A 23,183-nucleotide genomic window follows, 5' to 3' on the forward strand; every position below is an offset into this window, starting at 1 on the left:
GGATGACGCCTGATTACTGCCCGGCAAAAGGCAGTAAGCGGGCGCCGCAAGGGAGTCTGGATCAACGTCCAGGCTCCTTTTTTGTCCAATCATATTCGGGTGACGGCGCTAATCTGAGAAAGCTGGCCTTCCCCTGAACCACGTTTAGTTTAAGTATTAAAAGTTAAAGTATTTTTTGTGTTAGTGCTTTCAAAAGAAAAACGATGAGCAGCCACCCACCGTTTTTCTACCTGTTAGTGTTTGACGCGCGTCAATTTTAATTGTGGATCTGGTCGTTGACCGATAAATAACGGCACGCGTTCTTCAATAACGTCACTAAATTCCAACCCGTACCAACGCGACGTCGAGACCGACCAGCGCTGCAGCAACAGGCGTCCCCCAATCAACAACCGGTCAAGCGTCGAGAGGTCGTGGGCGCTGAGATCCTGAAACTGCTGATTTAAGATGACAAACTTGAAGTTACCCACCCGCCGGTGTAATTGACTAGAATATTCCGGTGTTTGGTCGTCGATCAAGCCCTTCGCTAGTAGTTCGTTGACGATCTGCCGCAAATAAACGTTCAAGCGCTGGGACTTCTTGAACCCCAAATAGAGTTGAATATCGACCACGTTGCGCGTGCCGTGCAGGTTGACCGTGTAGTGACAGTCCGCCGGTTGGTCCGTTTCGTTCACCGTAATAAACCAGTAAACCTTCGCGCGTTTAGGCTGTTGGTCCAAAATCGAGTAAATGACCGACCGTTTAATGGTCTGATCGGGCCGAACCCGGTTGACGTAAACCAGATTGGTCGCAAAGGTTGGCACCCCGTCATCGTGACTGAGGGCCTGTAACTGCGGCAGAAACGTTGGTAGATAAACTTCCTCGGTCTCCTGCAGGTTGGCATCCAGCCGTCGGTTCCCCTGGTACCAGACCACCATGATGAGTAAGATCACGCAGGTCAAGAACAGCGTCACGTACCCACCGTGCCAGAATTTCACCAGACTGGCAACCAGGAAGAGACTTTCCAAGGCCCCAAAACCAATGACAAAGACCGTTGCTAACCACGGGTGTTGCGGCTTCAAGAAGGCGTGTAACAGCAGCGTGGTCATCAGCATGGTGAGCACAATGGCTAACCCGTAGGCCGCTTCCATGTGTGCCGAGGTCTTAAAGAACCAGACGATGCTCAACGTGACCAGACACAGTAACCAGTTGACCGTCGCGACGTAAATCTGACTGGCGGAGTTTCCCAGAAACTTGATCCGGAGTTTCGGCAATAATTTGAGCCCAATGGCTTCATGAACCAGGGTGTAGGACCCCGTAATCAACGCCTGCGACGCAATAATTGCCGCCAGTGTTGCGAGTAAGATCGCCACGACCTGTCCGCCAGCGGGAACCATGGCGTAAAACGGGTTAAGGCTGTGCAACTGCGCCGTGGTCAACGACGCGTGGGTCATCAACCACGCCCCCTGACCCAAGTAGCTCAACATCAACATGCCGTAAACGAACGGCCAGGTCGCGTAAATGTTGGCGCGACCCACCTGCCCCATATCCGCGTACAGGGCTTCCGCGCCGGTCGTAGCCAGAAAGATGCTGCCCAGGATGAAGATCCCTTGATGGTTCAGCGGGCTGGTTAGCAACCGAATAGCATAGACCGGTGATAGGGCCTTGAGCATGCTGGGAGCCGCCAGGAGATTCCAGAACCCGACCCCGCCAATGAAGCTAAACCATAGAAACATGATGGGGCCAAACGAGCGGCCGATGGAAACCGTTCCGAAACGTTGAATTAAGAACAGGCCTAATAAGATTCCGGTCACAATCCCTAGCACCATTCCCTGGTGCGAGCTAATGGTCAGTGGCCCCAGATGTAGCCCCTTCAGGCCTTCAACGGCCGAGGTCACCGTCACCGCCGGGGTCAACGTCCCGTCGGCTAACAGGGCCGCGCCCCCCAACAAGGCGGGCCAAATCAGCCACTTCGCCTGATTACGCACCAACGCGAAAAGGGCAAAAATTCCCCCTTCCTGATGGTTATCGGCGTGCATGGCTAATAGCACGTACTTAAGGGTCGTCATCAACATCAACGTCCAAAAAATCAGCGAGATACTCCCCAACAGAACCGTGGGCTGTAGTGCCCCGGGCTGACGCGCAGAGGCTAAGATGGCGTTCATCACGTATAACGGTGACGTGCCAATGTCCCCGTACACGATTCCTAAGGTGATCAACATCCCCGCGCCGGATAATACCTGCGTCGTTTTCCGCATAGCATCCACCTTCTTCGCGTTCCATCTTAAACAATTTACCCGCTAAAGGCCCGCCAAAGTACATGGTTTACCAGTTGACTGAACCAGAGAATCATTAACTAATTATTTAATCTATTAATTAACTAGTTACCCCGTGTTTGCTTAATCACTGACCGTTCCAGTCTTGCCGACCTTATCCCAGACGTCGAGGCCACTACACTCGGGGTAAAGGGAGGTCTACTCATGAAGTACGAATTTTTTGAAACGCAACCCTGCGCCCCCTGTAAAGTCATCTTTCACCATAACGACTTTCACCTGGTGCCCCTGCACTTCCACGCCGCTATCGAGGTAAACTACGTCTTTACGGGCAGCGAAGATTGGGTCACCGTTAACGGTCAACGTTATCGGCCCCAAGCGGGCGACACGTTGATCATCAACAGTAATGTCCCCCACGCCTTTACACCGGCTAGCGACCGTCACGCCTACGACGCGGTCACCTTGATTTACCCCTATCAACGACTCACCGCACTCTATCCACCGCTAAACCAGCACGTGTTGACGTTACCCAATTCGCAGACTCGGGCCTATGAACACCTGCAAACGACCTTGACGCGCATGCGCACCGTACACGACCATCAACCTGATCGGGCCCTCGCGCGGCTCCAGTTACGTGCACTCAGCTATGCCGCTTTGGTCACATTACTCCAGCCCCCCTTTCTCATCTCCGGGCACCCCCGTCAACTGACCACCCCCGATAGTCAACTGCTGGCGAGATGTCTGACCGATCTGGACCAGCACCTAGCAGAACCACTCGACAACGCGACCATCGCCGCACACCACCACATCTCCGTCAGCAAGTTAACCCACCTGTTTCACACCGAAATGGGCCAGTCCGTGCAGACCTACTTACGGCAACAACGCCTCGCCCGGGCTTACGAGCTACTCATGACTCAAAATAAGCCCGTGGGCGTCATCGCCGACCTGGTGGGCTTCCCCAACGAAAAATCCCTGATTACGGCCTTTCGTGCCATTTATCACACCACGCCGTTCCACTATCGCCACCAATTCCGCCATTAACCTGCCGAAATTTACCATTTTGGCGCCCTTAATTGGCCATTTTCCGCCGCCAAATTGGTCATACTAAATGATGTAAGCGGATACATAATTACATTTAAAAAAGGAAGTTTTACCATGTCACTTCATGCTAATCGATTCTTCTCCAATGCTTTAGGGCACACCGTCAGCGTCCAGGTCGTACTCCCCGAGATTAAAAACGCTCAAATGAAGCTCCCCCAATTGCCGCTGGGAACCCGTTTCCCAACCCTGTGGTTACTCCACGGTCTCGGAGACGATGATACCGTTTGGCTCCGGCGGGCCGGGGTCGAACGCCTCGCCAATAACTTTGGCGTCGCCATGGTCATGCCAGCCGTCGACCGCAGTTTTTACGCGAATATGACTTATGGCGGCCAGTACTGGACCTACCTCACCCAGGAACTGCCCGCCCGCATGCGCTTGACGTTTCCCCTGGCCGCCGACCGTGCCGATAACTTTGTTGCCGGCTACTCCATGGGTGGGTACGGGGCGTTACGTTGGGCGTTGACCCAACCCGAACACTTTAAGGCCGTGGCCGCCATGTCCGCCATCGTGGATTTACCTAAGTTCATTCAGGGGTTAAAGGACGGCACCCTGGGTTATCCCGACGCGCCTAATCCCACGGCGATTTGGGGCGGGCAGGACGTCCACCACTCCGATTTAAACCTCGACTGGCTGCTCGCCCACCCCAGCGCCGCCACGGCCGACCTAAACGTTTACACCACGGCCGGCGGACCCACTGACTTCTTAAACGCCGATAACCTGCGTTACCGGGCTAAGTTTGCCCAGGCTTTCGGTACCCATTACACCTGGGAACCCGGCACGAACGGCCACAATTGGAACTTCTGGACGCCCCGGTTGGAACGGATCATGTCCTGGTTACCGCTAAATCAAGGGGGGCAAGCCGTATGAGTCTATTAATCTTAGCGTTAAGCCTGATCGTCTTAATCTTATTAGTCACTGTTTGCAAGATGAATTCTTTTCTGGCCATCGTCATGGCGTCCATCTTTCTGGGCACCTGCCTGGGCTTACCCGTTGATAAGACCATGACCCTGATTGGCACCGGGATGGGCGACCAACTGGGTGGTCTGGTGCTGGTCTTTGCCTTTGGGGCCATCCTGGGCAAACTGGTCGCCGACGCCGGCGGGGCCAAACAAATTGCCGACACGTTGACCCAGAAATTTGGGCACCAACATATTCAACTGGCCGTGGCCTTAGCCGCCTTTATCATCGGGCTGTCGCTGTTCTTTGAAGTCGGCATGGTCGTCATGATTCCCATCGTCTTTGCCGTGGCACTCGAGGTTCACGAACCCATGTTGAAACTCGGATTACCCATGCTAATGGGGTTAGGAACGGCGCACGCCTTCTTGCCGCCACACCCCGCTCCCGTGGCCATCAGCCAGTTACTCCACGCTAATTTGGGCCAGGTGTTAGCTTACGGGTTGTGCCTCGCCGTTCCCTATCTTTTGATAACGGCGGTCCTGATTCCTAAGTTGATCCAACACTGGTTCCCCCAGAGCTTTCGGCAAATCAAATTTTTACCCGGCGTCGGCGATTTGTCGCCCGCACCGGCAGCCGATCGGCCGTTACCGAGCCTACGTCTATCACTGTTAACCGCATTAATGCCCGTCATTCTCATGTCGCTAGGGACGCTATTCACCGCACTGGGCGTGAAAAATGGGGCGGTCACCGCGCTGAACAATTCCAGCTTCAGCATGTTTCTCGCGTTGATGTTCGCGCTATGGGCCATGGGCTGGCACCAACACCGGACCAACCAGGCCGTCTTGTCGTCCATTGAATCGTCAATCAGTAGTATTGGGATGTTGCTACTGATCATCGGGGCGGCGGGTGGTCTCAAACAGGTTATGTTAGCCGGTCACCTGGCCAATCAAATCGCCGGTTTCATGCTACACACCGGCTTATCACCGCTGCTTCTCGCCTGGATTATGGCGGCATTGATTCGGGTCTCGCTGGGGTCCACGACCGTGGCGGCCTGCCTGTTACTACCCATCGTCGGTCACCTGACCGTCCCCTTGGCTTTACTGGTCTTAGCCATTGGCGCGGGGTCCAGCTTTGGCTCACACGTCAACGATGCCGGCTTTTGGATGGTCAATCAATACTTTAGCCTCACCATTAAAGAAACCTTTGAGACCTGGACGTTACTGAGCTCCCTCTCGGGGATCGTTGGCTTGCTACTGGTCATGGGCATGAGTCTATTCGTTTAAATGAAAGCGCTAACTAAAATCCACAAAAAAACACCAACCGCCATGGGTTGGTGTTTTTTGATCACGTGCTTAGTTACGACGGCGTTCTGGAATCCGCGCAGCCTTACCATTAAGATCACGTAAGTAGTAGAGCTTAGCCCGACGTACCCGACCTTGGCGGATAACGTCGATCTTAGCAACTCGTGGGGAGTGTAATGGGAAGATCCGTTCCACACCGACACCGTTACTGATCTTACGAACCGTGTAAGTAGCTTGGATGCCCGCACCCTTACGCTTGATAACGACACCTTCGAATAACTGAATCCGTTCGCGGGACCCTTCAACGATCCGGGCGTGAACGCGAACAGTATCCCCGGCACGGAAGTCCGGCACATCGTCACGTAATTGTTCTTGGTTAATCTTGGCAATTAATTGATTTTGGCGCATATTTTTTCTTTCCTTTCGCCAACATTCATTCTCAGAATTCGACAGCGGAATGTTGTTTCTGTGGCTAAACAGCCAAAAATAAGTGTAGCATATCTATCAAGCCCTGTAAAGGTTAACTTCTTGACTGCTGGTCACGCTTTTCCTCTTCTTCGATACGCACGTCGGCCAATAAATGCTTCTGCTGTTGGGTCAGGTGCTGGTGGTCAATCAAGTCCGGTCGGCGCAGATAAGTCCGCCGTAACGCTTCTTTTTGCCGCCATTCGTCGATTTTTTGGTGGTTCCCGCTGATCAACACGTCCGGCACGGTCATCCCCCGAAAATCAGCTGGCCGCGTGTATTGCGGGTATTCCAACAATCCGGACGAAAACGAGTCACCGGGCGCCGACTCGGCGTTACCCAGTACCCCGGGTAGGAGCCGCACCGTAGCGTCGATCATCACCATGGTTGGCAATTCCCCGCCGGTCAACACGAAGTCGCCCAACGACACCTCATCGGTCACCAGCTGCCGAATCCGTTCGTCATAGCCCTCGTAATGGCCGCACAGGAAGGTCAGGTGTTCCTCGTGGGCAAAGGTCTCGGCCACGTGCTGGTCAAAGGTCACGCCCGCCGGATCCGTCAGAATCACTCGGCCCTTGGGCAGTCCCTCAGCGGCCGCCTGTTCCTGCGTAGCAGCTAAGGCATCAAAGATGGGTTGGGGCTGTAACAGCATCCCCGCCCCCCCACCAAAGGGATAATCGTCCACGTTACCGTGCTTATTGGTCGAGTAGTCCCGAAAGTTGGTCACCGGCATGGTCAAATGGCCGTTTTCGATGGCCTTACCCACGATGGAATCGTGCATCGGCCCGCTAAACATATCGGGAAATAAACTTAACACGTCAATTCGCATTAGTCGAGTCCCTCCATTAAATCAACCGTGACCTGCTGCGAGTCGAGGTCGATGTGCTTGACCACCTGGTCGATCACCGGTAACAAGAGGTCGGCTTTCCCGGTGCGTTGGACCACCCACACGTCGTTAGCGCCGGGCGACAAGATTTCTTTAATGGTACCCAGCTGGTCTCCCGATTCCGTCACCACGTGTAGGCCCACAATCTGGTGGTAATAGTATTCGCCGGGCTTTAAATCATCGGCTTGTAACTCGTCGGCCGTGATCTTGAGCGTAGCGGTCTTGAAGCCCTCCACGTCATTGATTGACGGGTAACCGGTGAAACTTAACAAATAAAATTGCTTATGCTGGCGCACCGTGGCCACGGTCAGCTTCGTGGGTTGCGTCGCGTTGGGCAAGAAGGCCCACAAAACGGCCCCCTTGGCGAAGCGCTTCTGAGGAAAGTCGGTGGTGGCGATGACCCGCACCTCTCCTTTAATGCCGTGAGTGTTCACAATGGTACCCACCGTATAATACGTCATGGTTATACTCCCATCTATTTTGGTTTCGTGCGTCTTTGATGGGCCGGCGTCTCGCACTAGACCACCGGCTAGTTAACTGCTTGAATGATACAAAAAACTCGAGGGAAACGTTGCCGCCTCACTCGAGAGTCTTTGTCGGGTGGTCATCAATGATGAGCCGAACCCGTTTATTGCCGTTGACGCGCACGCTATAGACGATTGTCCGAATAGCTTGGGCGACCCGGCCTTGCTTACCGATGACCCGGCCAACATCGTCCGGGTGCACGGCTAACCGATATTCGTAGAACCGCTCCGTTTCCGTGGTCGTGACGACCAAATCATCCGGATGTTCCACGAGGGGGCTGACAATTGCAAGAATTAATGCCTTAAAATCGGTCATGGCTAATCACTACTTCTTAGTGTACTTAGCTTCGTGGTATTGCTTCATGATTCCGGCGTTCGAAAGTAAGTTCTTCACCGTATCTGAAGGTTGAGCACCGTTGTTCAACCAGTTCATGATGGATTCTTCGTTTAACTTAACTTCGGCTGGGTTTACCACTGGGTTGTAAGTCCCAACGTTTTCGATAAACCGACCATCCCGAGGGCTCCGAGAATCGGCAACCACGATTCGGTAGAATGGGCGCTTCTTAGAACCCACCCGCTTTAAGCGAATCTTTACTGACATGTAGACACCTCCTGTATTTCTTTCAACGTGTAATAATATACCAGTTTCTAGATATGATGTAAAGAGTTTTTTCTTTACACCTTAAAATTAATCGAACGGACGGCGTAACCAGGCAATCACGTTGGGCGTTAACGCCGCTTGATGGGTAATGATCCACTCGGAAACCGCCCCGTAATCGTTAAAGTCTAGGACGGGCGCGTGCACCCCCGCCGCCTGTAAGTGGGCCACGAATCGTAAATCCGCAATACTCATCGGCGCTTGGTACAACGGATTTTCCTGGGCGTGACTCCCCCATTCGTCGTTTAAAATAGCTAAGGCATTACGATATGCTGGCGTTTGTAAGAGGAGCGCCCGCAGTTCGTCGGCCGTTAAGACTGTACTCATGTCAGATTCCCCCTTAGGGCTTGAAGTTGTGGATCGCTGGCCAGACTAATCACCTGGCCGGGCGCGTGCTGCACCGAAAATTGGGCCACGGGACTGGTCAATAACCAGATAACGTCTAAGGCCACCGGGCAGGTCACCCGAGCCTCGCCGTAACCGTCAGTCAGTAGAATCGCCAATTGCCCCGGTTGACCGGCCATTAATCGCGGCAAGCTATCAAAAACCGCTTGAAAACGGGTCCCGCCCCCACCGACACGCTTTAGGTCGGGGACCCGACCGGTCAGGGTAAAGCTCTGGCGGCTGTGAACCACGGTGTCAAACGGGTAGACCCGGATACTGGCCGGGTAAATCGCCAACAAGCGGGTCAGTTGACTCAGTAGATAGGCAATTTCTTGGTTTCCCATCGATCCCGACTCATCCACGAAAATGCGGATGGTCTGCCAGGTCTGTACCGTTTGGCCCGGCAACTCCATGCGTTGCGGTTGGCGCCGGTTAAACCGCCCATAGGCCGGTTGCCGCCCCGCCGGCACCTGGCCTAATTGACGCTGTAACAGCCCCTGCCAGTTCAGCGGGTGAGTCAGCGGCATCATGGTCAAAGCCGCCTGGACCTTGCCCGGTAAGGTCCCCCGCTGCTTGGCACTGAGCGTTTCAGCCGTCGTGGTGAGGACCTGCCGCCGCCACTGGTCTCTAGCGACCTGATCACTCAGTTGGCCGGTCGCCCACCCCCGATGGCCGTCGCGTTGGCCGGGTTGGGGCGTTGCCGTGGCCAGTTGTTCCACTAACTGATCGCCCACCTCTTGATTGGGTACCGGATGGGGCGTTACCGACGTCGTAGCCGCGTGCTGAGTCTGCCACCGGCGCAGTAACCGCCAATAAACGGCTGAATCCTGTTTCGCTGCCACCGGTTGGTCCAGTAACGTGTGTAACGTCTGACTGGTTACGGCCCCCGCCGGCAAGTCGTCGAGGTAGTCGTTGACCGCCGCATCGGTGGCCCAGCGTACCAGCGGCGCCTGTTGAGGTGTCCGCAGCGCCGCGGCGTAACGGTCCGGGTGATCCCAGACCAAGTGCAACACCACGTGGCGCAGCATGGCTAACCATTGCGCCCCCGTCCAAGCCGTTTGGGCCAGGGCAGCGGGACTGACTATTAATTGCCAATCCGTTGGGCGGGCCCGTAACCCTAGCGGCGTCGGGCGCGCCTGCAGGGTCACGGCTAACTGGCTTAACACCCGGCCATAAAACGGGTCGTGTTGCAGAAGATACATCACACTAGCTTGACAGAGCTCCCTAGTCGCTGATGCCTGTTGCTTAGCTGGCAGGGTCGCTAACCGGCTTAATCGTGCTGAAAGACTCAACATCGTCTACACCTCGATTTGACTGCCACGTTTGCCAATCTGGGTCAGTACCGCGTAAAGTTGGCTCACCGCCGTCGTGGTCGCTACCTGTTGATACAGGGCCTCTAAGAGTCCCGGTTGTTGGGCCATGGTCCGAGCCACCGCAAATTGCCCGTCCGGGGCGCACAGCATCAATAACTGCGTGAAGCGTTCGGCGTTAACCGTCTTCGTCAACGGCCAAGCGTCCACGTTCTGAAGACACTGAGTCAGCAAGCGCTGCTGTTGGGCCGGATTTAACGTGCGAAAGGTCGTTGCCGCCGCATCTTGGGTGTACAGCTGTGCCACGGTCAGCGTGGGGCGCTTGGTCTGCACGTAACCGGCAAAGGCCGTCCCGACCGTGGCACCCAGGTTCCCCACCAATAACTCGCGGGCCACGGCGGTCGTCCCCAGCAAGTCCTGCCGATCGAGCTCGCGCAATAGCCGCGAAACGCGCGCCCAGGCCCGGGGCGTTGGCTGTAAGTCGGCGTCTTCCTGGTCGCTGGTCGGGGCCGTGAACAAATCACTGGGATTGGCCGTCAGGTAGTTAGTCACCAACGGACTAATGCGGGGTTGCCCGTTGACCTGCGCTTGGGCCCAGGCCAACCAGGTCGGCGTGTCGGCCTGCAGGACCAAACGGGTGGTCCGATCGGCGATGGCCGCATCCCCGGGGGTCACGCCGTAATGACTGCTGGCAAATCCCCGCATGGTAGCGTCCGGGTTTTCCGCTAAGATCAGGTGGACCTGTTGCGGTAAGACCAGGCTATTGATCTGGCGCTGTAAGACCAGGTTCATCAGTTCGCTTTGCACCGCCTGGGTGCCCCGGTTGAACTCGTCGAGAAACCAGATGATTTCGTCATCGGGATGGGCCTCGGCGTACTGGATCAGACTCACCAGGGTGTGCGAATAGCCGAATTGCACGTCGGCCAAGCGCCCGTAGTGGGCCGTTTGGATAAACGAGTCGCTGGTTAGTGGCGGCACGGGGATCACCAGGTCCCCTTTTTCCACCAGGCTGACCACCGTGGTGAAGAGCTTAGCGTGGCGTTGCTGGGCCACGTCGGCCACCAGCGCGGACTTGCCGATACCGGCTTCCCCCACGAGGGTGGGGACGCTCCCACTCGCTAAGACCACCTGCACCGCCTGTAAACATTGTTGGTAGGTTAAAGCCACCTTGTCCGACTCCCTTCGTGAACTGCCATGAACGAGCATCTCTCTGGCAGTCGTAATTATAGTCTATTTTACTATATTCCACGCAAAAGGCCCACGAGAGATCTCGTGAGCCCGCTAGCGTCTAGTTTAACTAATTAGCCCAATCAACTCGGCTTAACCCTTGACTTGCGGTAGGGCCCGGCGCTGAAAGAACTTAACGATTTCGACGATGACGACCATCAAGAGGCCGGCCAAGCCTACGATCCCCCATTGACCTAACGTTAACGTCGTCACGTGGAAGATCCCGTTTAAGCCCGGCACCAGAATCGTCATGGCCAGTAAGCCAAAAGCAATCACAATCGCCCAGTTGAAGAACTTATTGCGCCACACGCCGATTTTAAACAACGAGCCGTGGATCGACTTGGAGTTAAAGGCGTGGAAGAGTTGGATCAGTCCCAACGTGGCAAAGGCCATGGTCAGTGCGTCAGCGTGAGCCAGACTCGCACTCGCGTGAACCGGGAAGGTAATCGCCAGCCAGTAGACGCCCAGCGTTAACGCCCCTTCTAAGAACCCTTGGTAGAGAATCCCGCTTAGGACCCCACCGGAAAAGAAGTTCGACTTGCGGCCCCGCGGTGGGCGGTTCATCAGGTTGCGTTCCAGCGGTTCCACCCCTAAGGCGATGGCCGGCAAGGTATCGGTCACCAGGTTAATCCATAAGATATGCACGGGGGCTAAGATCTGCCAGCCCAGCATGGTCATCATGAACAGGGTCAAGACTTCTCCCAGGTTGGCGGAGAGCAGGTACTGGATGGCCTTTTGAATGTTGGCAAAGACCTTCCGCCCCTCTTCGACCGCCACCACGATGGTCGCAAAATTGTCATCGGCTAAGACCATGTCACTGGCCCCCTTGGCGACCTCGGTCCCGGTGATTCCCATGCCGATCCCGATGTCGGCGGCCTTCAACGCCGGGGCGTCGTTGACCCCGTCGCCGGTCATGGCCACGACCTTCCCGCGCTTCTGCCAAGCGTTCACAATGCGGACCTTGTGCTCCGGCGCCACCCGCGCGTAGACCGCGTATTGGTCGACCGTCTTTTGGAACGTGGCGTCGTCTAAGGCGTCGAGTTCCGCCCCGGTCAACACGGCGTCGGTCTGCTTGGCGGTGATAATGCCCAACCGTTGGGCGATGGCCGCAGCGGTGTCACGGTGATCCCCGGTGATCATGATGGGCCGAATCCCCGCGCCCTTGGCTTCGGCGACGGCTTGGGCCACTTCCGGGCGTTCGGGATCGATCATCCCCACCAACCCGGCAAAGATCAGGTCCTGTTCGGCGGTAGCCGAGTCTAGCGGCGTCGGCACGGCCGGCACGACGCGGTAGGCGAAGGCCAACACCCGAATCGCCTGGGTTGCCAGGTCGTGGTTGGTGGCTAAAATGGCCTGGCGTTGCGCCGCCGTGACGGCCGTGATCTCACCAGCCAGATCGACGCGCGTAACCCGCTTTAAGAGCTCGTCGGGCGCCCCCTTGACGGCCACCAGAAACTGGCCGTCACTTAGAGGGTGAACCGTGGTCATCAACTTCCGTTCCGAATCAAACGGAATCTCGGCGACTCGCGGATACGTCTTTAGCGTTTGGGCCACCGGGAACTGGCGGTCGAGTTGGTACTGGACCAACGCCGTTTCCGTGGGATCACCGGCCAAACCATCAGCCAGCTGTTGCGTATCGTTGCTCAATAACATGATGCGGGCCAACGGATCATCGTCACGGAGTGGATTAGCGGTGGCCGGTACCAAGCGGCCGTTTTGGTAGACTTGTTCGACGGTCATCTTGTTTTGCGTCAGCGTCCCGGTCTTATCCGAGGCGATGATGTCGGTACTCCCCAGCGTTTCGACCGCCGGGAGCTTGCGGACCAACGCGTGGCGCTTAGCCATGCGTTGGGTCCCTAACGCTAGCGTGATGGTCACGATGGCCGGTAAGCCTTCCGGAATCGCCGCTACGGCCAGCGAGATGGCCGTCAGTAGCATGTCGATGACGTTAGCCGTCCCGCGCCAAAGTCCTAAACCAAAGACCACGGCAGCAATCACTAAGATTAGTCCGGTCAACGCCTTCCCCAGCTGAACCAGATTGGCCTGTAGCGGCGTGGTGGTCTCGTCGGCGGCTTCGAGCATCCCGGCGATGCGGCCCACCTCGGTGGCCATCCCCGTCGCCACGACCACTCCGGTCGCCCGGCCGTATGTCACGTTGCTGTTCATGAACGCCAGGTTGGTCCGGTCCCCCAGACTCAAGTTATCACCGGTCAACACGGCGCTAGTCTTCTCAACTGGCACGGATTCCCCGGTCAACGCGGACTCTTCGACCTTCAGGCCCGCCACATCGACCAGTCGCAGATCGGCGGGCACCACGTCGCCGGCTTCTAATAAGACGCTGTCACCGACGACCAACTCGTCACTCTTAACGGTCAGAACCTGACCGTCACGACGCACCGTGGCGTTGGGTGCGGCCATGTCCTTTAGGGCGTTAATGGCCTCCTCAGCCTTGGCCTCCTGAAAGACCCCGAAGATGGCGTTTAAAATCACCACTAAGAGAATAATCACGGCATCGACCAGTTCCCCGGTCATCCCGGCAACGATAGCCGCCACCAGTAATACGATGATCATCAGGTCCTTGAATTGGCCGATGAAACGCTGAAGTAGGGTTGTTTTTTTCTGTTGGGCCAAGGCGTTACGGCCGTTGCGCGCTAAGCGTTCCTGCGCGGTAGCGGTACTCAATCCCTGGTCACTGGTCTGTAGCCGCTGGTAAAGTGCCGCGACAGTTTGTTGATAGAGCGGTATTTTGGTCATCACAAATCCTCCTAAAGTTGAACAAAACCTTACCGCGGGGCCCCATTTTCCGGTAAAAGAAAATGAGACCTACGCGCATCCACCCCATGGTGAATACACATAAGTCTCACTATTTAAGACCATCCCGGAACGTCTTCTTGCTGACGAAATGGCCACAGACTCGCTGCTAGTTACTCCCTTATGATTAAACTTAGTATACCGGAAACCGGCCAGCCTGTCTACTATTTGCGACGCTTACGTTTCAAACGTTTACGCTTATTCTTCTTCATCTGCCGTGACATGCGGTTCATGGCCATCTTCTGCATCCGGCCACCTAAGCCGCCGCCCATACCGGTCTGGCCCATCAACTGTTCCATGCCGGACATGTTCCCCTTGGAGACCTGGTTCATCATCTTTTTCATCTGATTGAACTGCTTGATCATCCGGTTAACTTCGTGAATTGGGCGACCAGATCCGGCCGCAATCCGCCGCCGCCGCGACGGGTTCAAGACGTCGGGATTGGTCCGTTCTTGCTCGGTCATGGAGTAAACCACGGCCTTCAAGTGCTCGATGTCCTTGGGATCCATTTGCACGTTCTTTAGGGCCGGGTTGTTGGCCATCCCCGGAATCATCTTCATCAGATCTTCCATCGGCCCCATTTTTTGGATCTGGCTGATCTGATCCACGAAATCGTTAAAGTCAAACGAGTTCTCCTGAATCTTCTCGGTCAGTTCTTGGGCCTGCTTCTGATCGTATTCCTTCTGGGTCTTTTCGATCAGGGAGAGCATGTCCCCCATGCCCAAGATCCGCGACGCCATCCGGTCGGGGTGGAAGACGTCCAAATCGGTCATCTTTTCGCCTTGCCCGATAAACTTGATTGGCTTGCCGGTCACGGCACGGATCGATAGTGCGGCCCCGCCCCGGGTGTCCCCGTCCAACTTGGTCAAAACGACCCCGGTGACGTCGAGCTTATTGTTAAACCCTTCGGCCGTAGCCACGGCGTTTTGCCCGGTCATGGCGTCGACGGTCAGTAAGATTTCGTCGGGGTGCGCCAATTCCTTGATGTTGGCCAGTTCGTCCATCAGTTGTTCATCGATCTGCAACCGCCCAGCGGTATCGATGATCACGTAATCGTTATGGTTTTCGGCGGCCTGCGCTAACCCCTGGCGGACAATGTCCACGGGGTTAACGTCGGTCCCCAATTGAAAGACCGGCACATCGATGCCTTGGGCCACCTGAACCAACTGGTCAATGGCAGCTGGCCGGTAAACGTCGGCCGCAATCATTAACGGCCGCGCCTTTTCTTCGTTCTTCAGCTTTAACGCCAGTTTCCCGGCCGTGGTGGTTTTCCCGGCCCCTTGCAGCCCGACCATCATGATGATTGTCGGGATCTTATCAGACTTGTTTAAGGGAACCGCTTCGTCCCCCATGGTCTTGGTCAGTTCCTCGTCCACGATCTTGACGATCTGTTGAGCGGGATTCAAGCCTTCGAGGACGGCGGCGCCCATGGCCCGAGTCCGGACCTGCTTGACAAAGTCTTTGACCACCGTAAAGTTAACGTCGGCTTCTAAGAGGGCCAGGCGAATCTCACGCATGGTTTCCCGTAAATCACTTTCGGAAACCTTCCCCTTACCCCGCAACTTCCGCATTGCGTTTTGTAGTCGTTCGGTTAATCCTTCAAACGCCATTAAATTTGCCACCTAACTTTCATTGTTCTTCGAGATGTTCTAAGCCCGCCACCAACCGGTTCAACGTCGCGTCGTGCGGATAATGCTGCGCCACGTAGGTTTGAATCTCATCGGCCTGTTGGTTGCGCGCGGTGAATTCTTGATATAAATGTAATTTTGCTTCGTAGGACTCTAAGATTTTCTCAGTTCGCCGGAGATTATCGTAAACCGCCTGCCGGCTCACGTTGAACTCTTCGGCAATTTCCCCCAAGGAAAAGTCGTCACCGTAGTACAGCTGCATATAATTATTCTGTTTAGCGGTCAACAAAGGTTGATAGAACGCAAAGAGGGAGTTGATCCGATAATTCTTCTCTAGTTCCATAAAACCCAACGCCCCCTTAAGTAGTGTCACACTCTATTAGAGTACCGATTTTTAGCGCTTTCGTCAATTTTTTTCACGAAAAACCATAGTCATCAAAAAAGACGCAGCCCACGGCCACGCCCTTTTCCAATGACTGTCATCAGTCAATGCACACTTTGTTAACCATATTCAGTTCGGCAATCAACCGGTACTCAGCCTTATTTAGCCTTATCCAGCGCCGATACGTCGATCAAGCCCTTGAACAGGCCGTAAACGAACTCGTTGGGGTCAAATGGCCGTAAGTCACCAATCTGCTCACCCAGCCCGATAAACTTCACGGGCACGTGCAGTTCGTTGCGGATGGCCAGGACGATCCCCCCACGGGCGGTTCCGTCCAACTTGGTCAAGACGATCCCCGTCACGTCGGTGGATTCCTTGAACAGTTTGGCCTGCGTCAACGCATTTTGCCCGGTCGTGGCGTCCAGGACCAGTAACACTTCGTGCGGCGCCGTCGGAATCTCGCGGGTGATGATCCGCTTCATCTTCGCCAGCTCGTTCATCAGGTTGACCTTGTTTTGCAGCCGACCCGCGGTATCCACGAACAGGATGTCGTAGTCGTCACGTTTGGCCTTTTGCACGGCATCAAACACCACGGCCGCCGGATCGGACTGGGGTTTGCCGGTCACGATGTCGACGTCGGCGCGCTTGGCCCAGACGTCCAATTGCTCGGTTGCCCCGGCTCTAAAGGTATCGGCCGCCGCCAAGAGGACCTTCTTGCCCGCCTGGTGGTAACGGTTGGCCATCTTCCCGATGGTCGTGGTCTTGCCGACCCCGTTAACCCCGACGAACAGGATCACGGTCGGCCCTTCCTTGGCAAAGTTCAGGGCGTTGCTTTCTTCTTGACTACCGGCCTGGTCGTAAATTTCGACCATCTTTTCGACGATCACGTTTTGGACGTCCGCCGATTTCTTGGCGTTTTGCAGCTTGACCTCATCCCGTAACTCGTCGCTGAGCTTAACGGCCATGTCAAACCCGACGTCGGCGCCGATCAGCGTTTCTTCCAAGTCGTCGAAGAAGCTTTCATCGACGTGACGGAAGTTTGCCAATAACGCGTTCAGTCGTTCCCCGAACGTGTGCCGGGTCTTCGCGAGGCCTTGATCGTAGAGCTGTTCGTCACTGGCCGGTTGGGCGTCACTGGTTGCCGTCGGTTCAGCCGGCGTGGTGCTGGTGCTTAGTGACGCCGTGCTGGTACTGCTCGTCGCACTGACCAAGCTTGGGGTCACCGCCGAAACGGCGGCCGCACTGGTCGTGGTCAGGCTCGCGGCATCGCTCGCGGAGGCACTACTCGTGGAGACCGTGGACGTTGCCGTCGAGGCCACACTCGTCACCGAGGTCGGTTGCGCACTCGCCGTGACCGTACTGGTCAAACTAGGCGTCGCCGTAGCCGCGGACACACTGGTTTCGCTGTCTTCACTGGCCGCACTAACCGAAATTGTCGATTCAGACGCCACGCTGGTCAGACTCGCGGGCGTGGCGGACGTTACGGCCGCGGTCGCTTGAGTCTCACTGGTACTGGTCTCGGCCGCACTCACACTCACACTCTCGCTGGATGTGCTGGTTTCACTGGTGACCGTTTCACTGGTCGGTGTTTCACTCGCCGGGTGTTTGGCCCGCCGGCGGAAAATATCAAATAATCCCATTATGCTTGCTTCCCTTCCGCAGTGGTTTCAGAATCTTGGTCCAAATCCACGGCCACCATCTTGGAGACCCCGGATTCTTGCATCGTCACCCCGTACAGCACGTCGGCTTGCACCATGGTTTCCTTCCGGTGGGTGATCACGATGAATTGAGTTTGTGCCTGGAATTGATGAATGTAGCGCGCAAACCGGGTCACGTTGGCCGGATCCAGTGCCGCTTCGACCTCGTCTAAGATACAAAACGGCACGGGTTGGACCTGTAGAATCGCAAATAACAGCGTAATCGCCGTTAACGCCCGTTCACCCCCGGACAAAAGGCCCATGTTCTGGAACTTCTTACCCGGTGGCTGGGCCATAATGTCGATCCCGGTGGTCAGCAGATCGTCCGGAGCGGTCAAGACCAGCTCGGCCGTTCCCCCGTTAAACATCTGCTTAAACGTGGCCGTAAACTTCTTGGCGATTTGGTCGAAACTAGTCTTAAACCGGTGCTTAACCTGGTCGTCTAATTCACTCATGGTAGCGGTCAATTGGTCCTTGGCCGTCAGTAAATCGTCCCGTTGCTGGGTCAAGAAGTCGTAGCGTTTGCGCACTTCGTGATACTCATCAATGGCGTTTAAGTTGACCGTGCCAATCTCGGCTAAGCCACGCTTCAACAACTTCAATTGGACGGCCAACTGGTCGGCCGGTAAGTCGCTGAGGTCTTTTTCGGCCGCGGCCAAACTCAGCTGGTACTTTTCCGATAATTGATTTTGTTGCTGGTCGATCAACGCGTCGATGCGTGTCTGGTTGACCTGCGCCGTTTTCAGATCGTCGTTCGCCACCTGCAACAAGCCGGTCGCTCGGTCGTTAGCCGTGTTGGCACTCGCCAGCTGGTCGTTGACCTGGGTCAATTGGTCATCGGCCGCGGTCAACGCCTGCTGAGTGGCTTGCTGCTGGTCCTGAGCGGCCTTGAGTTGTTTGGTGGCCTCGGCAGGCGTCAGGCCCTTTTGTTGGACCAGTCGTGCTTGCTCTTTGACCAGCCGCTGTTGGTTCGACTGAGCCGTTTGTAAATCGGCTTGATGTTGGCGCAACGTTTGTTGTTGCTGTTGCTGGCGTTCCTGGGCCCCGGCCAACCAAGTCTGCTTGGTCGTTAGCGTTTCACGCTGCGTCGTTTGCTGGTCGCTGGCCGTTTTGATTTGCGCCTGGAGCGTTTTTAAATCGGTCTCCTGTTGCGCGATGGCGGCCTGGCCCTGCGTAATCTTGGCCTGGAGTTCGGCATCGGTGGTTCCCGGTGCCGCCCCGGCCGTTTGCTGGAGTTCCACCTGTGCGGCTTGTAACTGCCGTTGCGCCTGCTGCGCCGCGGTCTGGGCAGCGGCCAGTTGGTCGTCGAGTTGGCGACACTGCGGGTGCAGGTCATTGAGCTGAGCCTGAAGCGTCTGTGTTCGTTGTTCGCTGGCCTGTAAGGCGTCGCGTTGGGCCTTGACCTTAGCTTCCTGGTCGCGCAACTGGTCGGCCATGGTGGTCAACGACGCTTGCAGTTGCTCAAGTTCTTGGCGTTGCCGCAAGACGCTGGTGTGCGATTGACGGGCTTGGCCCCCGGTAATCGCCCCGCTGGCGCTGACCACATCACCGGCCAGACTGACCACCCGGTAACGGTGGTGAATCTGACGACTGATGGCCACCGCGGAGTCCAGATCGGTCGCTAAGATGGTGGTCCCCAACAGGTAGTTGAGGATCGGTTGGGCGTCGCTGGCGATAGTCACTAGGTCACTACCGACCCCCACGAAACCGTTCAGCCGAGCGAGTTGGTTACGCGTGGTGGCGTCGAGTTGGCGTTGGCGCACCGTGGTCACGGGCAGAAAGGTCGCCCGGCCGGCGCGGTGCTCGCGCAGATACTGCACGGCCTGCTTCGCCGTGGCTTCATCGGTCACCACGACCTGTTGCAGCTGACCGCCCAACGCATATTCGATCGCGGTGGTATAGTCTTGCGGCACTTGTAGTAGCTCCGAGACGGCGCCCAAAAGGCCGGTGAACCGGTCGCGCTGGCGTAAGATAGCCCGCACGCCCTGATAGAACCCACCGTATTCCGTGAGTGCCGCCTGTTGACTGGCCACCTTAGTCTTGGCCCGTTGGTAGACCTCTAAAGCCGCCTGCCAATTGCGTTGGAGTTGGTGGTACTGCTGTTGATGCTGTTGATATTGGCCCGCCTCGGCGTCATTGGCTTGTTCGGCCTGACTGAGTTGGTCGTGGGCCGCCGTTGCCTGGACCTGTAAGTCGGCAGCGGTTTGCTTCGTCGTTTGCGCGGTCGCCTGCAACTCGGCCAATTGGGCACTCAGACGTTTACCCCGTTGCTGTTGGCGCTCCTGGTCCTGTTGCAGGTATTGCCGTTGGTTCCGCCACGCGGCGACCTGTTGCTTCTGGTCGAAATAGGCCGTCCGCAGGCTTTCCAAGCGGTCACGTAATTGGTCGATAACCTGATCGCTGGTCGCGTCCTGCAGCGTCTTGATCTCGGCTTGATGAGTCGTAATGGTCGCTTGTAAATCGCTTAACGCGGTCTTTTCGGCCGCAATGCTTTCAGTGAGGTCCGCCACCCGCTGTTCGGTCGTGGCAAGCTCCTGGGCTAAGCGGGCTTGTTGGGTCGCCTGGTTACGCCGCTGCTCACCGGACAAATTGACCTGACCCTGCCGTTGTTCCACCAGTTGCGTGGCCGTAACTAGTTGGGCTTGCAGGTCGTCTTTTTGGGCCAATAACGCTTTTTGTTGCCGCTGTAAGGTTTGAACCTTTTGCCCGTGTTGCTGTTGGGCATATTGTTGTTCGTGAACTAGCCCCTTCTTTTGCCGCACCGCCTTATCCAAGTCGGCCTTTTGCGCCATCTCGGTGTGCAGTTGGCGGACTAACTGGGTTCGGTCTAGAACTTCGAACCGTTTCTTTTGGGCCAAATAATCTTGTGCCAAGTCACTTTGCTGTTCCAGCGGCGTTAGTCGTCCCTCGAGTTCGGCAATGATGTCTTCGACTCGGTGTAAGTTACCCATGGTCTCATCGAGTTCACGTTCAGCCTTTTCCTTGTGCTTACGGTACTTGTACACGCCGGCGACTTCCTCGATGATGCTGCGCCGATCCTCGGGCTTACTATTGAAGATGGCCGCCACGCGCCCTTGCGAAATGATCGAAAAGGAATCTTGTCCCATCCCCGAATCCATCAACAATTCGGTGATATCCTTTAACCGGCAGTTTTGGCCGTTGATCAGGTACTCACTTTCCCCGGTACGGTAGAGCCGACGACTGATGGTTAATTCCGTGTAGGCGCTCTTGAGATAGTGGTCACTGTTGTCCAGCGTGATGGCCACCGACGCCCGGTTGAGCGCGTGGCGATCTGAGGAGCCCCCGAAAATGATATCGGGCATCTTGGTGCCCCGCAGGCTCTTGGCTGATTGTTCGCCTAGAACCCAGCGTACCGCTTCGGCAATGTTACTTTTCCCGCTACCGTTCGGACCGACGATGCCGGTCATCCCCGGCAAAAAGTCAATTCGGGTCTTGTCCGCAAAGGACTTGAACCCGCTAATTTCTAGTGTCTTTAACCGCATCGTGAGCCATCCTTATTCTTCTGCTTTTAAGTTTTCTAGAGCGTGACGGGCGGCGTTTTGCTCCGCGTGCTTCTTGGAATGCCCCGTCCCCTGTCCCAGGAGTTTATCGTTGACGTAGACCGCGACCTTGAAGGCCAGGTCGTTATCCGGTCCCTCTTCGTCGAGCAAGCGGTAGTCGATATTGACGGCACCGTGTTGTTGGACCAGCTCCTGTAACTCCGTTTTATGATCGAAAAATTCGTCAAATCGGCCTTCGTCGAGCTTAGGGAAGACTACCTGGGTAACGAAGCGCACCACCGTTTCCAGACCTTGGTCCAGATACAGTGCCCCGATGAAGGATTCGAAGATGTCGCAGAGCAAAGAATCGCGTTGCCGGGCTTGAGCCTTTTCCTCACCCTTACCCAACCGAATGTATTGGTCAAAGTGACACTCACGCGCAAAACTGGCAAAACTATTTTCGTTGACCATCGCCGCCCGTAACCGGGTCAGCCGGCCCTGAGGCATCTGCGGATAGCGCCGGAAGATGTAATTGGAGACCACCAGCTGCATGACGGCGTCCCCTAAAAACTCGATCCGTTCGTAAAATTTCAGCCCTTGATTCGGGTGTTCGTTGACGTACGACGCCTGGGTAAAGGCCTCGTCGAGTAAGGCTTGATTCTGAATGTGTATATCGAAATTATCGGCTAATTCTTGATTTAATCCTGCAATCACGTGCCATTCCTCATTTCTTTTGGTTAGATTGAAAAAGCCCGGGACGAAAGGTTGCGGCCCGGACTCGCTCAGTACTTATTTTTGTTCGCCTTGGTGGGCGACGATGTAGTCGACCACTTCACCAATGGTGTTTAGCTTTTCGGCATCTTCGTCGGAAATCTCGGCCCCGAACGTATCTTCTAACTCTAAGACGAATTCGACGAAGTCAATGGAGTCCGCGTCTAAGTCCTGCTTGAAGTTGAGCTGTTCGTTGATTTGATCCCGGTCGACTTCGAACCGATCCGCAATAATGTCCGCAATTTTATCGAAAATCTCTGCTTTTGTCATGTCCAATCCCTCGCTCACAGTATTCAAATAGTAGTCTAACCGTTTTTAACGACCTTGTCTAGCAGATTCTGTGCCACTACTTGAGCGTGGCCTTCAGCTCCGCCATTTGGTCCGTGTGTTGGTCGAAGTAGGTCACCAATTGTTGAGCACTATCCGTCTTCAAGAGCTCGCGAATTTGGCCAATCGTGTTCTTCACGGTCGGTGCCTTGGTCGACCCGTGAGTCTTAACCACCGGGGCCTTTAAGCCGAGTAATACGGCGCCCCCGTACTGGGAATAGTCCATGGCGGCTTGGACGTTGTGGAAAACCGGCTTCAAGAGCCCGGCCCCAATTTTACCTCCTAGACCACCACTCATAATCTCGCCCTTGATGAGCTTAAGCATGGACAGGGCCGTGCCTTCGATGGCCTTGAGCGTGGCGTTACCGGTAAACCCGTCGGTAACCACCACGTCGGCGGCCCCGTTTAAAAGTTCGCGTGATTCGACATTACCCACGAAGTTCAGCTCATCCATCCGAGCTAACGCGTCGTGGATCGCCCGGTGATTCTGATCGCCCTTGTCGGCCTCGGTCCCGTTGTTGAGCAGACCGATTCGAGGGTTGGTTACGTGCATCACGGATTGCGCGTAGTACTGGCCCATGACCGCGTATTGGACCACGTTAAACGGCTTGGTATCGGCGTTCGCCCCCACGTCGAGCATCACAAAGCTCGATTGGTCGGGCTTCCGCAACACGGGTAACGTGGTGGTCAATCCGGGCCGGTCGATGCCCTTGATGCGACCCACGATCAGTAAGCCGGCGGTCAAAACGGCCCCGGTGTTGCCGGCCGAAAAGAAGGCGTCGGCCCGGCCTTCGCGGACCGCCGTAGCGGCTAACACGATGCTCGAGTCCTTCTTGCGGCGCACGGCACGCACGGGTTCGTCACCCATCTCGATGACCTCGCTGGCCGGCACCAGTTCAATGCGCGTGGTGTCGTGCAGCAGGGGTTGAACCTGGTCCGGTTTTCCGTACAGTAAGAAGTCTAAATCGGGGTAGGCGTCGCGCGCTAACTCGATTCCCTTGACGATTTCGGCGGGGGCGTAGTCGCCACCCATGGCGTCAACGGCAATTTTCATATAGAGTTCGT

The 23,183-nt window shown here is 56.0% G+C and carries 20 protein-coding genes; 3 read left to right on the forward strand and 17 right to left on the reverse strand.

Annotated features, from left to right (window positions below; translation table 11 throughout):
• Positions 1 to 233: 233 nt before the first annotated feature.
• Positions 234 to 2,234 carry a KUP/HAK/KT family potassium transporter gene (locus RI501_RS08115; RefSeq protein ID WP_313821577.1) on the reverse strand — a complete coding sequence of 667 codons (2,001 nt, stop codon included), beginning with the start codon at positions 2,232 to 2,234 and terminating at the stop codon, positions 234 to 236.
• A 222-nt stretch (positions 2,235 to 2,456) separates the two neighbouring features.
• Here RI501_RS08115 and RI501_RS08120 point away from each other — a divergent pair, with 222 nt between their 5' ends.
• The 3 genes from RI501_RS08120 to RI501_RS08130 all read left to right on the forward strand — a co-directional run bounded on the left by RI501_RS08120 (position 2,457) and on the right by RI501_RS08130 (position 5,530).
• Positions 2,457 to 3,290, forward strand: a complete 834-nt coding sequence (locus RI501_RS08120) for an AraC family transcriptional regulator (protein ID WP_313821579.1) — start codon at positions 2,457 to 2,459, stop codon at positions 3,288 to 3,290.
• 114 nt (positions 3,291 to 3,404) lie between these two features.
• A complete protein-coding gene (locus RI501_RS08125) occupies positions 3,405 to 4,217 on the forward strand; it encodes an alpha/beta hydrolase (RefSeq protein WP_313821581.1) in 813 nt (270 codons plus the stop codon).
• The gene (locus RI501_RS08130) at positions 4,214 to 5,530 is read left to right on the forward strand and encodes a gluconate:H+ symporter (RefSeq protein WP_313821583.1); all 1,317 of its coding nucleotides are present in this window, start codon (positions 4,214 to 4,216) and stop codon (positions 5,528 to 5,530) included. Before RI501_RS08125 ends, RI501_RS08130 begins: the two co-directional genes overlap by 4 nt.
• Positions 5,531 to 5,599: 69 nt before the next feature.
• Here RI501_RS08130 and rplS read toward each other — a convergent pair whose 3' ends face one another.
• From rplS to plsX, 16 genes are all read right to left on the reverse strand, one after another.
• A complete protein-coding gene (gene rplS, locus RI501_RS08135; protein ID WP_313821585.1) occupies positions 5,600 to 5,956 on the reverse strand; it encodes a 50S ribosomal protein L19 in 357 nt (118 codons plus the stop codon).
• Positions 5,957 to 6,068: 112 nt separating this feature from the next.
• Positions 6,069 to 6,842: a tRNA (guanosine(37)-N1)-methyltransferase TrmD gene (gene trmD / locus RI501_RS08140; protein WP_313821592.1), complete on the reverse strand. Its 774-nt coding sequence runs from the start codon at positions 6,840 to 6,842 to the stop codon at positions 6,069 to 6,071.
• Entirely contained in the window at positions 6,842 to 7,360 is a 519-nt protein-coding gene (rimM, locus tag RI501_RS08145) for a ribosome maturation factor RimM (protein ID WP_313821594.1), read from the reverse strand. Before rimM ends, trmD begins: the two co-directional genes overlap by 1 nt.
• Before the next feature lie 118 nt (positions 7,361 to 7,478).
• Positions 7,479 to 7,739 carry a KH domain-containing protein gene (locus RI501_RS08150; RefSeq protein ID WP_313821597.1) on the reverse strand — a complete coding sequence of 87 codons (261 nt, stop codon included), beginning with the start codon at positions 7,737 to 7,739 and terminating at the stop codon, positions 7,479 to 7,481.
• A gap of 9 nt (positions 7,740 to 7,748) precedes the next feature.
• On the reverse strand, positions 7,749 to 8,024 hold the full coding sequence (gene rpsP, locus RI501_RS08155) for a 30S ribosomal protein S16 (protein ID WP_313821598.1): 276 nt from the start codon (positions 8,022 to 8,024) through the stop codon (positions 7,749 to 7,751).
• Positions 8,025 to 8,111: 87 nt separating this feature from the next.
• Positions 8,112 to 8,408, reverse strand: a complete 297-nt coding sequence (locus RI501_RS08160) for a hypothetical protein (protein WP_313821599.1) — start codon at positions 8,406 to 8,408, stop codon at positions 8,112 to 8,114.
• A complete protein-coding gene (locus tag RI501_RS08165; protein WP_313821601.1) occupies positions 8,405 to 9,760 on the reverse strand; it encodes a vWA domain-containing protein in 1,356 nt (451 codons plus the stop codon). The genes RI501_RS08160 and RI501_RS08165 overlap by 4 nt, the downstream gene beginning before the upstream one ends.
• A 3-nt stretch (positions 9,761 to 9,763) precedes the next feature.
• The gene (locus tag RI501_RS08170) at positions 9,764 to 10,942 is read right to left on the reverse strand and encodes an ATP-binding protein (protein WP_313821603.1); all 1,179 of its coding nucleotides are present in this window, start codon (positions 10,940 to 10,942) and stop codon (positions 9,764 to 9,766) included.
• Between the two features lie 153 nt (positions 10,943 to 11,095).
• A complete protein-coding gene (locus RI501_RS08175) occupies positions 11,096 to 13,756 on the reverse strand; it encodes a cation-translocating P-type ATPase (RefSeq protein WP_313821605.1) in 2,661 nt (886 codons plus the stop codon).
• A 221-nt stretch (positions 13,757 to 13,977) separates the two neighbouring features.
• On the reverse strand, positions 13,978 to 15,423 hold the full coding sequence (ffh, locus tag RI501_RS08180; RefSeq protein WP_313821612.1) for a signal recognition particle protein: 1,446 nt from the start codon (positions 15,421 to 15,423) through the stop codon (positions 13,978 to 13,980).
• Positions 15,424 to 15,442: 19 nt separating this feature from the next.
• The gene (locus RI501_RS08185) at positions 15,443 to 15,784 is read right to left on the reverse strand and encodes a putative DNA-binding protein (protein ID WP_313821614.1); all 342 of its coding nucleotides are present in this window, start codon (positions 15,782 to 15,784) and stop codon (positions 15,443 to 15,445) included.
• A gap of 197 nt (positions 15,785 to 15,981) precedes the next feature.
• Positions 15,982 to 17,463, reverse strand: coding sequence for a signal recognition particle-docking protein FtsY (ftsY, locus tag RI501_RS08190; RefSeq protein ID WP_313821616.1), 1,482 nt, complete (start codon positions 17,461 to 17,463; stop codon positions 15,982 to 15,984).
• Positions 17,463 to 21,023: a chromosome segregation protein SMC gene (gene smc / locus RI501_RS08195; protein ID WP_313821618.1), complete on the reverse strand. Its 3,561-nt coding sequence runs from the start codon at positions 21,021 to 21,023 to the stop codon at positions 17,463 to 17,465. Before smc ends, ftsY begins: the two co-directional genes overlap by 1 nt.
• A gap of 12 nt (positions 21,024 to 21,035) precedes the next feature.
• Complete coding sequence (gene rnc / locus RI501_RS08200; protein ID WP_313821620.1) at positions 21,036 to 21,734, reverse strand: ribonuclease III; 699 nt, start codon at positions 21,732 to 21,734, stop codon at positions 21,036 to 21,038.
• Between the two features lie 75 nt (positions 21,735 to 21,809).
• Positions 21,810 to 22,061, reverse strand: coding sequence for an acyl carrier protein (acpP, locus tag RI501_RS08205; RefSeq protein WP_057734320.1), 252 nt, complete (start codon positions 22,059 to 22,061; stop codon positions 21,810 to 21,812).
• Positions 22,062 to 22,137: 76 nt separating this feature from the next.
• Positions 22,138 to 23,172 (reverse strand): phosphate acyltransferase PlsX, encoded by a 1,035-nt coding sequence (gene plsX / locus RI501_RS08210; RefSeq protein ID WP_313821625.1) that lies wholly within the window; start codon positions 23,170 to 23,172, stop codon positions 22,138 to 22,140.
• Between the last annotated feature and the right edge of the window lie 11 nt (positions 23,173 to 23,183).

It is taken from the genome of Levilactobacillus zymae, assembly GCF_032190635.1.
GTDB classification, from domain to species: Bacteria; Bacillota; Bacilli; order Lactobacillales; family Lactobacillaceae; genus Levilactobacillus; species Levilactobacillus zymae_A.